This is a genomic window from Streptomyces sp. NBC_00654 (assembly GCF_026341775.1).
In the GTDB taxonomy this organism is placed as follows: Bacteria; Actinomycetota; Actinomycetes; order Streptomycetales; family Streptomycetaceae; genus Streptomyces.
Window position 1 is genome coordinate 1,181,948 of the sequence record NZ_JAPEOB010000002.1, and the last position, 14,504, is coordinate 1,196,451.

The following is a 14,504-nucleotide window of genomic DNA, read 5'->3' on the forward strand; positions in this document are numbered from 1 at the left end:
GGAAAACACCGTCGAGTTTCGGCCTACCGCAGCACCGGAAAAGCCCGTGGCCAAGGATGACCTGAACAGCAGGAATCATCAGAAACTCCACAATTCAAAGACCTGATGTCGCCTTGCGGTTCGCCCTCGCGCCAGCTAGCGGAAGTACCATGTGAACACTTTTCGTATAAACTCCGCCCACGAGGCAGAGAGTTGACGCAACCGGCCCGGTCCCGGCCCCTCTGGCCCCGCCCGCCGACAGCGCCGTCTGCACCCACCACGCATCACCGTGTCTCCAAGTGAGAGGCGACCCACTATGCCGCTGCATGTTCCTCCGGCTCCCGCGCCCGCACTGCGCAGCGTTCTCGCGGCACTCGGATCCCCCACCGCCGTCCGCGAAGCCCGCACTCCCGCGCTCCGGTCGGCCCAGGGCCCCCTGAGCCCCGAACTCCCGCTGCCCGTCCATGTACTGGACCGGATCGTGCCGAACGACCCCGCGCCCCGTACCCGTCTGGCCGCCTGGCGATTCCTGATCCGCAGCGAGGAGCGCGCCGTCGCGGCGGCGGACACCGTACTCACTCCGGACGGCTGGGCCTTCTCGCACTTCTTCGAGGGGCCCTACCTCGTCTCGACCGAGCTGGCCGTCAAGCAGGCGGAGGCGTCGGCCGCCCCCTGCCGGGCGCGGCTGCTGTCCATCCCGGAGCTCTACATGCTCACGCTGTGGCTGCACGGAGACACCGACGCCGATGCCGCCGCCTCGGTGCTCGCCCCCACCGATGTGCTGGTTCCCCTGGCGCCCGCCCCGCCGGGGATAGCCGCGCACCACCCGCGCCGCGTCGCCGATCTGCTCCCGGTGATGACCCTGCGTGTCACCCCGGGTCCGCTGCTCAGTTCCGCCTGATCCGGCCCGCCCCGCATGCCCCCGCGGCGCCCTGTTCCGCCCGTACCCGCACGGGACGGGCCGGGACACCGCGGGGGCTCATTCGTACCCGTCCGGACTAGCCCGGTCCGGCCACCCCGAACCACCCAAAGGGACAGTGCAGTTGCGCTGAACCGTCCGGCCGGGTGATGCGTCATGGGAGGAGTAGAAGCGCTGCGGCGAAATCCCTGCGGAATGACGCCCGCAGGGCAACACTGGGACCGGACCGACTGATACGGGGGCGGCAAATGAACACGTCATCCAGCCGCAGGACATTCGAATCGACGCAGCGAAAGAACCCATCCATGTGCCAGCACCAGCCACCCTGCCCGACCGCCGACTCCGCCGACCGGGAAGCCGCCCGCCTGACGGCACACCACCCGGAACAGGGCTGGAGCCTGCTGTGCAACGGCGTCCTGCTCTTCGAGGACACCGGCGAGCTGCTCCCGGACGGGCAGATCATCGCCCCGCACCGGCCGCTGGGCGCCGACCGGGTGGTGAAGGCCGCCTGATCCCGCACGTACGAAGGGGGCCGGCCCGGAGAGATCTCCGCACCGGCCCCGACGCATGTCCGCAACGCGCCTACACCTTCGGTCAGTTGTCGTACTCGTCCAGCGGCGGGCAGGAGCAGACCAGGTTGCGGTCGCCGAAGGCACCGTCGATCCGGCGCACCGGCGGCCAGTACTTGTCCGCGGCCGAGACTCCGGCCGGGAAGACGGCCTCTTCACGGCTGTAGGCGTGATCCCATGCGCCACCGAGCGCCGCCGCCGTGTGCGGGGCGTTGCTCAGCGGGTTGTCGTCCGCGCTCCACTCACCGGAGGCGACCTTCTCGATCTCGCCGCGGATGGCGATCATGGTGTCGCAGAAACGGTCGAGCTCGGCGAGGTTCTCGCTCTCGGTCGGCTCGATCATCAGCGTCCCGGCCACCGGGAACGACATGGTCGGCGAGTGGAAGCCGTAGTCGATCAGGCGCTTGGCGACATCGTCGATGCTCACTCCGGTCGCCTTGGAGATCGGCCGCAGATCCACGATGCACTCGTGCGCGACCAGTCCGGCCGGGCCGTTGTACAGGATCGGGAAGTGCGGCTCCAGGCGCTTGGCGATGTAGTTGGCCGCGAGCACGGCGACCTGCGTCGCGCGCTTCAGACCCTCGCCGCCCATCAGCCGGACGTACGCCCACGAGATCGGCAGGATGCCGGCCGAGCCCCACGGGGCGGCCGAGATCGGGCCCACACCGGTCTCCGGGCCCGCGGCGGGCTGGAGCGGGTGGTTGGGGAGGTAGGGCGCGAGGTGCGCCCGGACACCGACCGGGCCGACGCCGGGGCCGCCGCCGCCGTGCGGGATGCAGAAGGTCTTGTGCAGGTTCAGGTGCGAGACATCGCCGCCGAACTTGCCGGGCTTCGCGAGACCGACCAGCGCGTTGAGGTTGGCGCCGTCGACGTAGACCTGACCGCCCGCGTCGTGCACCTCGCCGCAGATGGCGGCGACATGCTCCTCGAACACACCGTGGGTCGAGGGGTACGTGATCATGAGCACGGCGAGCTCGTCGCGGTACTGCCCGATCTTGGCGCGCAGGTCCTCGATGTCGACCTCGCCGTCGTCGGCGGTCTTCACGACGACGACCTTCATGCCCGCCATGACGGCGCTCGCGGCGTTGGTGCCGTGGGCGGAGGACGGGATCAGACAGACGGTGCGCCCCTCGTCGCCGTTGGCCCGGTGGTACGCCCGGACGGCCAGCAGACCGGCGAACTCGCCCTGCGAACCCGCGTTCGGCTGGATCGACACGGCGTCGTAACCGGTGACCTCGGCGAGCCGCTCCTCCAGCTCACGGATGAGGGTGAGGAAGCCCTGCGCCTGCTCGGCGGGCGCGAAGGGGTGCAGCGCCCCGAACTCGGGCCAGGTGATCGACTCCATCTCGGCGGTCGCGTTCAGCTTCATGGTGCAGGAGCCGAGCGGGATCATGCCGCGGTCCAGCGCGTAGTCCCGGTCGGCGAGCTTGCGCAGGTAGCGCAGCATCGCGGTCTCGGAGCGGTGCTGGTGGAAGACCGGGTGCGCGAGGATCTCGTCGTCGCGCAGCAGCCCGTCGGGCAGCGTGTCGGCGGCCACCGCGTCCAGCGCCTCGACGTCGCCCTCGGCGCCGAAGGCCGCCCATACGGCGGCGACCTGGGTACGGGTCGTGGTCTCGTCGCAGGCCAGGGAGACCAGGTCGGCGTCGACGAGGCGCAGGTTGACCCCACGCTCACGGGCGCCCGCGACCACGGCGGCGGCCCCGCCGGGAACCCGCACGGTCAGCGTGTCGAAGAACGCACCGTGCACGACATCGGCTCCGCCCCGCCGCAGGCCCTCGGCCAGGATCGCGGCGTAGCGGTGGGTGCGCCGGGCGATCGTCCGCAGGCCCTCGGGGCCGTGGTAGACGGCGTACATCCCGGCCATGACGGCGAGCAGCACCTGGGCGGTGCAGATGTTGCTGGTGGCCTTCTCGCGGCGGATGTGCTGCTCGCGGGTCTGGAGGGCCAGGCGGTACGCCTTGTTGCCGTCGGCGTCGACGGAGACACCGACGAGCCGGCCGGGCAGGCTTCGGGCGAACTTCTCGCGCACGGCCATGAAGCCGGCGTGCGGTCCGCCGAAGCCCATCGGGACGCCGAAGCGCTGGGTGGTACCGACGGCGATGTCCGCGCCCAGCTCGCCGGGCGAGGTGAGCAGGGTCAGGGCGAGCAGGTCGGCGGCCACGGTGACGATCGCGCCGAGCTCGTGGGCCTGCCCGATGACGGGCTTGAGGTCCCGTACGGCTCCGGAGGCGCCCGGGTACTGGAGCAGCACACCGAAGACGCCGCGCTCGGCGAGATCTGCCGGGATGCCGTCGGTGAGGTCGGCGACGACGACCTCGACACCGGTCGGCTCCGCGCGGGTCTCGATCACCGCGACGGTCTGCGGCAGGGTGTCGGCGTCGACCAGGAAGACACCGTTCTTCACCTTGCCGACGCGGCGGGACAGGGCCATGGCCTCGGCGGCCGCGGTGCCCTCGTCGAGCAGGGAGGCGCCGGAGGTGGGCAGCCCGGTCAGCTCGGCGACCATCGTCTGGAAGTTGAGGAGCGCTTCGAGCCGCCCCTGGGAGATCTCCGGCTGGTACGGCGTGTAGGCCGTGTACCAGGCGGGGTTCTCCATGACGTTGCGCAGGATCACCGGCGGGGTGAACGTGCCGTAGTAGCCGAGCCCGATCATGGGCGCGAGCACCTGATTGCGGTCGGCGAGCGAACGCAGCTCGGCCAGCACCTCGGCCTCGGTACGGGCCGACGGAAGCTTCAGGGCTTCCGTGCTCTTGATCACGTCGGGCACCGCGGCGGCGGTGAGCTCGTCGAGCGAGCCGTAGCCGACCTGGGCGAGCATCTTCGCCTGGGCCTCACCATCGGGCCCTATGTGGCGCTGCTCGAACGGAATGCCCTGCTCCAGCTGGGAGAGCGGAGTGCGACGGGGGGTCATGATGGAGGCCTCCTGGTCTGTCACGACCTGCGAGGGGCACCGCGGCGTGGGTGCCCGAACGGCCTCCCCCTCTGTCATCTCAACCTGAGAGCTTCACCGGCCCGCCTCGCGGCGCACCGGCTTTCACCGTCGGTGAGGGTGGGATCCGTTCCGGCACATGCCCGCACGGAACGGAACCCGCCCTGCTTTCCAGAGTGACCTCGTCCGTGCGGTACGGGGGCCTGAGAGATTCCGGGGAGGATTTGCTCCTTCGGCGCCTCCGGATTCTGCACCGGAGGACTCTCCCGCACGGGGTCAGCAGCCATATGCCAGCCTACCAGCGGGGTTCGCTCCGGATTGCTCAAGTGGCCGACACCCGGGATCTGCACTTTTGTAGTGCTTGTGGAGTAGTCACCACCACCCAGGCAGTTGCGACCAGTGGGAGGCACCGTGCAGACCGACATCGATCCGCGCAGCCTGATCGGCCGCAAGGCATTCGACCGCAGGGGCACCAGGATCGGAACGGTGGACGAGGTCTATCTCGATGATGCGACGGGTGTCCCGGAGTGGGCGGCCGTACGCACCGGCCTCTTCAGCCGGGACGCTTTCGTCCCCCTCGAACCGAGCGAATTCGTCGAGGATTCGCTGCGGATCCCGTTCGACCGCGCGTTGATCAAGGACGCGCCGGACTTCGGGGTCGGCCGCCACCTCAGCCCGGAGCAGGAACTGCAGCTCTACCGCCATTACGGGCTGGACTCCGCGCCCCCGGGGGAGACCGGACCGGACCGGAACTTCGGCAGGCTGGCGGGCCAGGAGGAGTAGTCCACGGGGTCGCGCACCAGGGGCAGCGGGTCGGCCGGCCGCAGCTCCGGGTCGTCGGTACGGAACGTACGCACCCGGCCCGGTGCGCCGCCCGGCTCCTCGAAGCGGACCGTCACCCGGCCCACCCCGCTCCCCTGCACCCAGCCGTGGCCGTGCGTCCCGTGGCGCACGTCATGGCCGGCGGGCCAGCGCCGGGCGGCGAGGAGCTCGGCGCCCTCCCCCTCCGCTTCCCCCGCGGGGACGGTGTCCGGTGCTTCGCCGTCCCCCGCGGGGCCCGGCGGGACCTCCGGTCCGGCTTCGGCCCCCGCTTCCGCCTCGGCCGCGTGCCGGGCATCGGCCGCCTGGGCGAAGAGGTCCTCCTGGGTGTAGTCGGCGAGCCCCGTGACGCCCACTCCCAGCAGCCGTACGCCCCCGGTGGTGTCCACTGCCTCCAGGAGTCTCGCCGCGGCCTCCCGGACCACTGTGGGGTCGTCCGTGGGCCCTCTGAGGGTCTCGGAGCGGGTCAGGGTGGAGAAGTCGTACCGGCGCACCTTGAGGACCACCGTGCGCCCGGAACGCCCCGCGGCCCGCAGCCGCTCCACACACCGGTCCGCCAGCCGCTCCACCTCCGCACGCACCCGCACCCGGTCGTGCAGGTCGACATCGAAGGTGTCCTCGACCGATACGGACTTGGCGTCCCGCTCGGCCACGACGGGGCGATCGTCCAGACCCAGCGCCATCCGGTGCAGCGAGACACCGTGCGCCTTGCCCACCAGCCGTACGAGCTCCGCCTCCCCGGCCTCGGCCAGGTCATGGACGGTGGTCATCCCGGCCCGGCGGAGGTGGTCCCCCGTGGCGGGGCCGACGCCCGGCAGGGTCCGTACGGGCATGGGCGCCAGCAGCTCCCGTTCGCTGCCCGGCTCGATGAGCAGGAGCCCGTCCGGCTTGGCCTCCTCCGAGGCGATCTTGGCCAGCATCTTGGAGCCGGCGAGCCCCACGGATCCGCTGAGCCCGGTCACCGCGTGGATGGCTGCCCGCAGCTGCTCACCCATGGCGCGGGCCGACACCGAGTCGTCGGCTACGCCGCCCGCCTCCAGATCGACGAACGCCTCGTCCAGGCTGAGCGGCTCCACCAGCGGCGACAGCCTGCCGAGCAGCTCCATCACCTGGTCGCTCACCGTCCGGTACAGCGAGAAGCGCGGCACGAGATACGCGGCGTTCGGTGCCAGCCGCCGGGCCTGCGCCGTCGGCATCGCCGAGTGCACGCCCAGCCGCCGGGCCTCGTACGACGCGGTGGCGACCACTCCGCGCGGCCCCAGGCCGCCCACGACCACCGGCTTGCCGCGCAGACTCGGCTTGGACGCCTGCTCCGCCGAGGCGTAGAAGGCATCCATGTCCAGATGGAGGATGGTGGGCGCGGCTCTCACACATCCGATGCTGCCCTACGGCACTGACAACGCGACGGTACCGACAGCGCGACTGCCCGGCACCCCTCGGGGGCCGGGCAGTCGTCACGCTGTCGCCGATGGTGTCAGCCGGTCATCCGGCTCGGTTGCGCCGCCGCGCGAGTTCGTCGGTGGGATTGTTGCCGACCAGCGTCTCGCCGGTGTCGACCCGCTCTCCGTGCAGCTGGGACAGCGCCGCGTCCACATCCCGCCACACGACACCGACGGCGATCCCGAAGACCCCCTGCCCACCCTGGAGCAGCGCCACGACCTCGGCCGGCGAGGAACACTCGTAGACCGTCGCACCGTCGCTCATGAGCGTCATCCGCTCAAGGTCCTGGAACCCCCGGGCCCGCAGATGCTGGACCGTGGTGCGGATGTTCTGCAGGGCGACCCCGGTGTCCAGGAACCGCTTGACGATCTTGAGGAGAACCACGTCCCGGAAGCTGTAGAGACGCTGGGTGCCCGACCCGTAGGCCGGACGCACGCTCGGCTCCACCAGCCCCGTACGCGCCCAGTAGTCGAGCTGGCGGTAGGTGATCCCCGCCGCCGCGCACGCCGTCGGTCCGCGATAGCCGATGTCATTCGCTGCTGCCACGCCGTCCGCCGCCACCGCAGCCGGCTGAACCGGTTGCCTGATGGTGTGGTCGGCCGCACTGCCGTACTGCGGATACGGCCCACCCGCTGCCGTACCGTCGCCGCTGATTCTCACGCCGACCTCCGTCCTTGACCTGCCCACTCGAAGGTAGGCAGTCACTTGGGGTGCGTCAACGATCGCCACACTCGGCACGCCGAGTGATAATCACCCTGAGGGTGGTTTCCCGTGCCTCACTATCGGGAAAGGCTTTTCGGATGCGCTGACGACACCCCTGCGGGACGGTCACTGACTGTTGGTGCCGAAGTCCTCCGGAGAGATCTGGTCGAGGAACTCGCGGAACTTCTCCACCTCGTCCTCCTGCTCGTCGGGGATGGCGATCCCGGCATCGTCCAGCACCCCGTCACTGCCGTAGATCGGCGTTCCGGTCCGCAGGGCGAGCGCTATGGCGTCGGACGGCCGTGCACTCACCTCGACCCCGCTGGCGAAGACGAGCTCCGCGTAGAACACACCTTCGCGAAGGTCCGTGATGCGGACCTCGGTGAGCTCCTGGCCGACGGCCTCGAGCACATCCTTGAAAAGATCATGGGTCAGCGGCCTGGCCGGAGCCATGCCCTGCTGGGCGAAGGCGATCGCGGTCGCCTCCCCAGGACCGATCCAAATGGGGAGGTACCGGTCGCCTCCCACTTCACGCAGGAGAACGATCGGCTGGTTTGAGGGCATTTCCACCCGGACACCGACAACGTCGAGCTCGTTCACACAGCAACCCTAGGACGTGCTCGCCATGTTTGGGTAGTCGGGCGCCCTCGAGGTCAGTGCAGCCGGACCTGCAGAGCCGTCTGGACAAGGGCCGCGTGCAGCCGCACGGAAAGCTCGGCGAGCTCTTTCGCGGTGGCCTCCGCATGGGCTCTGGTCTGCGGATTCCGGTGCCGGCGCAAGGGCGCGACCACCTGTTCGATCAGCCCGGCCTCACGGTCCGCTGCGGCCCGCATGGCCCGCAGGTGCCGAGGTTCCAGACCGAATCGGCCCAGATCCGCCACAAGTTTCGCCACGGTCACCGTCTCGGCGTCGTAGCCGCCCTCCGGCATGGCCACGATCAGCCCGTACGACTCCCACTCGTCGAGCTGCTCCTCGTCCACCTCGGCCGCCGCGAGCAGCTCGGAGCGCCCGATGCGCGCGGCGGTCGCGGCGCCGGTGCCGAAGTCCCAGAATCCGTCGGAGAGGTCCCGCTGGCCTCCGGGGGTGGGCAGCACGGGCTGCTCCCCCCGGGCCAGGGCGTCGAGATGCCTCCGGATGACCTTCAGCGGAAGATAGTGGTCCCGCTGCATACGGAGCACCTGTGCGAGCCGCTCGACATCGTCGGAACTGAACTTCCGGTAGCCGGAAGGCGTCCGCTGCGGCTCGATGAGGCCCTCGGCCTCCAGGAAACGAATCTTGGAGATGGTGACTTCGGGGAACTCGTCGCGCAACTGGAGGAGCACCGTACCGATGCTCATCGCTCGGGCGTCCGCGGAGGCGGTGCCGTGACCGGCACCGCCTGTGGGTGTTCGCAGCATGGGCCTTCCTGAGGATCCCCCGGACAGAGTCCGGGGGAGGGTCATACGCCCCGCTGGCTCGCGTAGAAGACCAGCCGGTACTTACCGATCTGGACTTCGTCGCCGTTGGACAGCGCGACGGAATCGATGCGCTCACGGTTGACATAGGTGCCGTTGAGGCTGCCGACATCACCCACGGTGAAGCTACCGTCCGGGCTCCTGCGGAACTCCACATGACGCCGCGACACGGTCACGTCGTCGAGGAAGATATCGCTCTGCGGGTGCCGTCCGGCCGTGGTGAGGTCACCGTCCAGCAGGAAGCGGCTGCCCGAATTCGGCCCGCGCCGCACCACGAGCAGCGCGGAACCGCCCGGCAGGGCGTCCACTGCCGCCTGTGCCTCGGGCGAGAGGGAAGGCAGCGCGGTCTGACCCGTCGCCTCCGCCTCGTACGCCTCAAGACCGGAGATCGAGATCGTCGATGTCGTCTCCGAGGCGCGCTCGGGGACACCGCCCCGCAGCGGCGTACCGCAGTTGGAGCAGAAACGGCTGGCTTCGGCGTTGCGGTGCCCGCACCTCGCACAGACCGGCATGGACGCACCCTCCGGGGCGGGGCTGAACCCTCCACCCGTACTTGAGGTTGATGGTTCGCCGAAACCTATGCGTCCGGCACCGGCATGGTCAACAGACGACACGCCGGGCCCCCCCTGAGCGTCACCGGCGGAACCGGAGACCTCGTCACGGAAGAGCGGACGCTCCCCGCCCTGCTCCTCGTCCTGACCATGGCGCGGTGCACGGTGCCGGGCAGCGCTGTTGCTGTCCTCGCGTGCACTCTTTCCGAACAACTTCGCAAACAACTTCACGGGCGATTCCCCTTGACCGACATAGACCCGCCCGTGGGGCAGGACGAACCCTGAATGAACACACCTGCCGACCCGGACATCTTCACAACGTCCGTATCCACCCGACAGTTTCCACCACGCGCCACCAATCCGTTGCGCCGACCCCCCGCAACCTCCGGCCCGCGTCCTTCCGCCTTCGTACGCCTACGGCTCACTGGGACGACGACCGAGCGTAGTCAGGCTGCTTCGCCGGCCGCAAGGCATCCACGACGATGTCGTCCGACCTCGCCACGACCGCGGCGGCCTGCTCCTTCTCCAGCGTCTGGACCACACCGCCGGGAATGTTGAGCGCCGGCTCCAGATCCTGCGGCTTCCCGATCACCTTGAACTCATATGGCGCTTCGATCCTCTTGCCGTCGACCTGGATGTCACCGCCGTCACCGGCGAAGTACGTATTGGCCACCACCCGCACGCCGTTGACCTCGATCGCCTCGGCACCGGCCGCACGCAGCTCCTGGATGGCGTCGAGCAGCATGTCGGCCGCGACGCCGCCGCCGGGGTCGTTGACCGTCAGCGTGATGCCGGGGCCGTGCGCCGCCACGGTGCCCGCCAGGATACCGAGCTGCCGCTCCTTCTCCAGCGTCTGTTTCCGGGCTTCCTCGGCCTGGTCGGAGCTGTTCTCCAGCTCCGTACGCTGATCGTCGAGGCGCTGCTTCTCGTCCTCCAGGCGCTGGGTCCGGTCATCGACCTCGTCGAGGATCCGGACCAGGTCCTCCTGCCGTGCTCCGCGCAGGGCGCTGTCCTCGCTGTTGGAGCGGACCTGGATGGCCAGCCCCAGACCGAGGCCGAACAGCAGGAGCGCGACAACGAGTTGGGCACGGCTCACCCGGGGCGGCCACAGACCGGCCAGCAGCCGCCGACGTCCGTCGAGCGGTGCGGGCGGGGGCGTGGGAGCGTCGGCCGGCTCGTCGCCGGCGCGCTCCTCGCTGCGGGGGGATTCTTCGTTACTCATCGGCCTCAAGCCCGGAAGACGTGCCGGCGGATGGCGGCGGCGTTGGAGAAGATCCGGATGCCGAGCACCACCACCACACCGGTGGAGAGCTGGGCACCCACACCCAGTTTGTCGCCGAGGAACACGATCAGTGCGGCCACGACGACATTGGACAGGAACGACACCACGAAGACCTTGTCGACGAAGATACCGTCGAGCATCGCCCGCAGACCTCCGAAGACGGCGTCGAGCGCGGCCACCACGGCGATCGGCAGGTAGGGCTCGACCACCGCCGGTACCTCGGGCCGGACCAACAGTCCGACCACGACTCCCACGACGAGGCCCAGTACGGCGATCACGATGTGCCCTTCCCTGATTCTGCCGTGCCACTGCCGGTGCCGGCGGTTTTCGGCTCTGCTGTACGGACGATCAGGCTCGGCGCGGCCGGAAGCCGTACCTTCTCCTGACCGGAAATGCTGGTCCGGATGTCGAAGTTCTCCTGCAGCGCGTGCAGATACATCCCGTCGGCACTGTCTCGGAACGCGGTGGCGAGCTCCTTGCCATTCCCCACCGCGAGCACCGTGTAGGGCGGTACGAGCGGCCGGTTGTCGACCAGTATGGCGTCGCCCGCCGCGCGGATCGCCGACAGTGCTGTCAGCCGTTGGCCGTTGATGGCGATGGCCTCCGCGCCGGACTCCCAGAGTCCGTTGACAACGCGCTGCATGTCCCGGTCGCGCACCCGTCCGGTGTCGGCGAAGCCGGTCGACTCGCGCGGTCCGCCGCCGCCCTGGTCCGTGTCCTTGGCGTCGTCCACGACGAGCTTCACACCGGGCCCCTCGACCGGAGTGGCCCCGGACAGCAGTGCCACGAGCCCGCCCTGGTCCCCGCCGTGCTGTTCGAGCGCCTTGCGCTGGCGCTCGCTCACGTCGGAACGCAGCTCCTCGACGTCCGACTCCAGCGTGTCCGCCGCGGTGGTCTCCGCGTCGATACGGTCGATGAGCTCCTCACGCTCCTTGGCCACGACCGGCGCCGACACCCTCGCCTCGGCGGCACCGAGGGTGACCACGAGAGCCGCGATCACCAGCCCGGCCGCCAGACCGAGCTTCGACTTGAGCGTACGGGGCAGGCCGGCGCTCCCGTCGGCCTCGCGGCGTGCCGTGGCCTCGGCGTATCCGTCATCGAGGCTGTGGTCCATCACATTGGTCAGCAGCGACATGGAGGCGTCGGGGCGGGCTGGCTTCGGGGCGGTGCTCCGATCGGGGGGCTGCTGCGACATGCCGCACATCGTCGCACGTCACTACGGCTACCGCCGAATGGCCCCACCGGCGCACCGGGAGCCCTGGCGCGGCAACTCCCGGTGCACCGTCGTCACATCAGCTGCCCGCGCTGTCCACGACTGCCGACCACTCGTCGAGCAGGGCCTGCGCGGAGGCGTCGTCGGGCCCCTCGGCCCACAGATGCGTGACGGCCTCGGCCCGGTCCGGCAGCACCATCACCCACCGGCCGTCGGCCTCGACCACCCGCACACCGTCCGTGGTGTCCACGCTGCGGTCCCCGGCCGCCTCGACCACACGCCGCATGACGAGTCCCTTGACCGCCCACGGGGTCGCCAGGTCACGGCGGAGCACATGGGCACGCGGAATGCGGGCGTCGATCTGGCTGAGCGTGAGCTGCGTACGGGCGACGAGCCCGATGAGCTGGACAAAGGCGGCCGCGCCGTCGAAGACGCTGCTGAATTCGGGAACGATGAAGCCGCCGCGCCCGTCTCCCCCGAAGATGGTGGAGTCCTCACGGCCCACCCTGGTCAGGTCGTCCGGCGACGTGGTCGTCCATTCCACCTGGGTGCCGTGGTAGGCCGCCACCTGCTCGGCCACGCGCGTGGTCGTCACGGGCAGGGCAACGCGCCCGCTGCGCCGCTCGGCCGCGACCAGGTCGAGCATCACGAGCAGGGCCCGGTCGTCCTCGATGATCCGCCCGTGCTCGTCCACCAGCGACAGACGTTCACCCACGGGGTCGAATCGCACCCCGAAGGCGGCACGGGCCGAGGAAACGATCTCACCGAGCCGCACGAGCCCGGCCCTGCGGGACTCGGCCGACTCGGTCGGCCGCGACTCGTCGAGCCCCGGGTTGATGGTCAGCGATTCCACGCCGAGCCGCCCGAGCAGGCTGGGCAGGACAAGCCCGGCACTGCCGTTGGAGGCATCGACGACGACCTTGAGCCCCGCCTCGGCGATACCGGTGGTGTCGACGTTACGCAGCAGGGAGCCGGTGTACGAGTCGAAGACGCTGGAGGGGAAGTACAGGTCCCCGATCTCACCGGGGAAGGCCCTTCGGTACTCCTGGCGCGCATAGACCCGGTCCAGTTTCCGCTGACGCGCTTGCGACAGATCCGCGCCGCGTTCGTCGAAGAACATGATGTCCACCGAGTCGGGCACCCCGGGCGACGTACGGATCATGATGCCGCCCGCGCTGCCCCTGGCCGTCTGCTGACGGGCCACGGGCAGTGGCACGTTCTCCAGGTCCCGGACGTCGATGGCGCTGGCCTGGAGGGCCGAAATGACCGCTCTCTTCAGCGCACGGGCACCACGGGAGTGATCGCGCGCCGTGGTGACCGTCGAGCCCTTCTTCAGCGTCGTGGCATACGCGCCCGCCAGCCGCACCGCCAGTTCGGGAGTGATCTCGACGTTCAGGATTCCGGAGACACCACGGGCGCCGAACAGATGCGCCTGCCCGCGGGACTCCCAGATCACCGAGGTGTTGACGAAGGCGCCGGCCTCGATGGTCTTGAACGGGTACACCCGCACATTGCCCTGAATGATCGATTCCTCACCGACCAGACACTCGTCGCCGATGACGGCGCCGTCCTCGATGCGGGCCGCGCGCATGATGTCGGTGTTCTTTCCGATCACGCAGCCGCGCAGATTGCTGTGCTGGCCGATGTACACGTTGTCGTGCACCACGGCCCTGTGCAGGAAGGCTCCCGTCTTCACGACGACGTTGGAGCCCACGACCGTGTGCTCACGGATCTCGACATCCGCCTCGACCTTGGCGTAGTCACCGATGTAGAGCGGCCCCCGGAGCACGGCGTCCGGGTGGACCTCCGCGCCCTCGGCCACCCACACGCCGGGCGAGATCTCGAAGCCGTCCAGCTCGACGTCGACCTTGCGCTCCAGAACGTCGGCCTGTGCCTTCACATAGCTCTCGTGGGTGCCCACGTCCTCCCAGTAGCCCTCGGCGATATAGCCGTAGATCGGCTTGCCTTCCTTCATGAGCTGCGGGAAGACATCACCCGACCAGTCCACGGAGGTGTCGGCCTGGACGTAGTCGAAGACCTCGGGCTCCATGACGTAGATGCCCGTATTGACGGTGTCGGAGAAGACCTGGCCCCAGGTGGGCTTCTCCAGGAAGCGCTCGACCTGGCCTTCCTCGTCCACGATGGTGATCCCGAATTCCAGTGGATTGGGGACCCTCGTGAGACAGACCGTGACGAGTCCGCCCTTCCGCTTGTGGAAGGCGATGAGATCGGTCAGGTCGAAGTCCGTGAGCGCGTCACCGGAAATGACGAGGAAGGTGTCGTCCTTGAGCGCTTCCTCGGCGTTCTTGACACTCCCCGCGGTGCCGAGCGGCTTCTCCTCGTTGGCGTAGGTGAGCTCCATTCCGAGTTCTTCGCCGTCGCCGAAGTAGTTCTTGACGAGAGAGGCGAGGAACTGGACGGTTACGACGGTCTCATTGAGCCCATGCCGCTTGAGCAGCCGCAGCACATGCTCCATGATCGGCCGATTGGCTACGGGCAGGAGCGGTTTGGGCATGCTCGAGGTCATGGGGCGAAGGCGAGTGCCTTCACCACCAGCCATCACGACGGCCTTCATGTCGGAAACGTCCTCCTAGAAGAGACGACGGCTAGCCGACTTGCCCGCCGGGGCAGCATCCAAGACATCAGC

13 protein-coding genes and 1 riboswitch are annotated in these 14,504 nt (G+C 69.4%); of the genes, 3 read left to right on the forward strand and 10 right to left on the reverse strand.

Annotated elements, in window-relative coordinates; all coding sequences use genetic code 11:
* Window positions 1–295: 295 nt before the first annotated feature.
* Together OHA98_RS25550 and OHA98_RS25555 are read left to right on the forward strand one after the other, a co-directional pair.
* Entirely contained in the window at window positions 296–880 is a 585-nt protein-coding gene (locus OHA98_RS25550; protein ID WP_266929076.1) for a hypothetical protein, read from the forward strand.
* Window positions 881–1,203: 323 nt separating this feature from the next.
* Entirely contained in the window at window positions 1,204–1,410 is a 207-nt protein-coding gene (locus tag OHA98_RS25555) for a DUF5999 family protein (protein WP_323179640.1), read from the forward strand.
* 82 nt (window positions 1,411–1,492) lie between these two features.
* On the opposite strand, the gene gcvP is transcribed toward OHA98_RS25555, so the two are convergent.
* On the reverse strand, window positions 1,493–4,378 hold the full coding sequence (gcvP, locus tag OHA98_RS25560; RefSeq protein WP_266929078.1) for an aminomethyl-transferring glycine dehydrogenase: 2,886 nt from the start codon (window positions 4,376–4,378) through the stop codon (window positions 1,493–1,495).
* A gap of 199 nt (window positions 4,379–4,577) precedes the next feature.
* A riboswitch (glycine riboswitch) is annotated at window positions 4,578–4,675 on the reverse strand.
* A 132-nt stretch (window positions 4,676–4,807) separates the two neighbouring features.
* Here gcvP and OHA98_RS25565 point away from each other — a divergent pair.
* Window positions 4,808–5,179: a PRC-barrel domain-containing protein gene (locus OHA98_RS25565; RefSeq protein WP_266929079.1), complete on the forward strand. Its 372-nt coding sequence runs from the start codon at window positions 4,808–4,810 to the stop codon at window positions 5,177–5,179.
* Here the strand turns inward: OHA98_RS25565 and OHA98_RS25570 are convergent.
* From OHA98_RS25570 to OHA98_RS25610, 9 genes are all read right to left on the reverse strand, one after another.
* Entirely contained in the window at window positions 5,101–6,585 is a 1,485-nt protein-coding gene (locus OHA98_RS25570; RefSeq protein WP_266929080.1) for a DNA polymerase IV, read from the reverse strand. The two genes, OHA98_RS25565 and OHA98_RS25570, sit on opposite strands and share 79 nt — an antisense overlap.
* A gap of 112 nt (window positions 6,586–6,697) precedes the next feature.
* Window positions 6,698–7,315 carry a MerR family transcriptional regulator gene (locus tag OHA98_RS25575; protein ID WP_266929081.1) on the reverse strand — a complete coding sequence of 206 codons (618 nt, stop codon included), beginning with the start codon at window positions 7,313–7,315 and terminating at the stop codon, window positions 6,698–6,700.
* A 168-nt stretch (window positions 7,316–7,483) separates the two neighbouring features.
* Complete coding sequence (locus OHA98_RS25580) at window positions 7,484–7,957, reverse strand: bifunctional nuclease family protein (RefSeq protein ID WP_006123076.1); 474 nt, start codon at window positions 7,955–7,957, stop codon at window positions 7,484–7,486.
* Between the two features lie 53 nt (window positions 7,958–8,010).
* Complete coding sequence (locus OHA98_RS25585) at window positions 8,011–8,754, reverse strand: MerR family transcriptional regulator (protein ID WP_266929082.1); 744 nt, start codon at window positions 8,752–8,754, stop codon at window positions 8,011–8,013.
* Window positions 8,755–8,795: 41 nt separating this feature from the next.
* Window positions 8,796–9,593, reverse strand: a complete 798-nt coding sequence (locus tag OHA98_RS25590) for an FHA domain-containing protein (RefSeq protein WP_266929083.1) — start codon at window positions 9,591–9,593, stop codon at window positions 8,796–8,798.
* 190 nt (window positions 9,594–9,783) lie between these two features.
* The gene (locus OHA98_RS25595) at window positions 9,784–10,584 is read right to left on the reverse strand and encodes a DUF881 domain-containing protein (protein ID WP_266929084.1); all 801 of its coding nucleotides are present in this window, start codon (window positions 10,582–10,584) and stop codon (window positions 9,784–9,786) included.
* Window positions 10,585–10,589: 5 nt separating this feature from the next.
* Window positions 10,590–10,922 (reverse strand): small basic family protein, encoded by a 333-nt coding sequence (locus OHA98_RS25600; protein ID WP_003970459.1) that lies wholly within the window; start codon window positions 10,920–10,922, stop codon window positions 10,590–10,592.
* The gene (locus tag OHA98_RS25605; RefSeq protein ID WP_266929085.1) at window positions 10,919–11,839 is read right to left on the reverse strand and encodes a DUF881 domain-containing protein; all 921 of its coding nucleotides are present in this window, start codon (window positions 11,837–11,839) and stop codon (window positions 10,919–10,921) included. The genes OHA98_RS25600 and OHA98_RS25605 overlap by 4 nt, the downstream gene beginning before the upstream one ends.
* Window positions 11,840–11,936: 97 nt before the next feature.
* On the reverse strand, window positions 11,937–14,432 hold the full coding sequence (locus OHA98_RS25610; RefSeq protein ID WP_266929086.1) for a mannose-1-phosphate guanyltransferase: 2,496 nt from the start codon (window positions 14,430–14,432) through the stop codon (window positions 11,937–11,939).
* Window positions 14,433–14,504 lie beyond the last annotated feature (72 nt).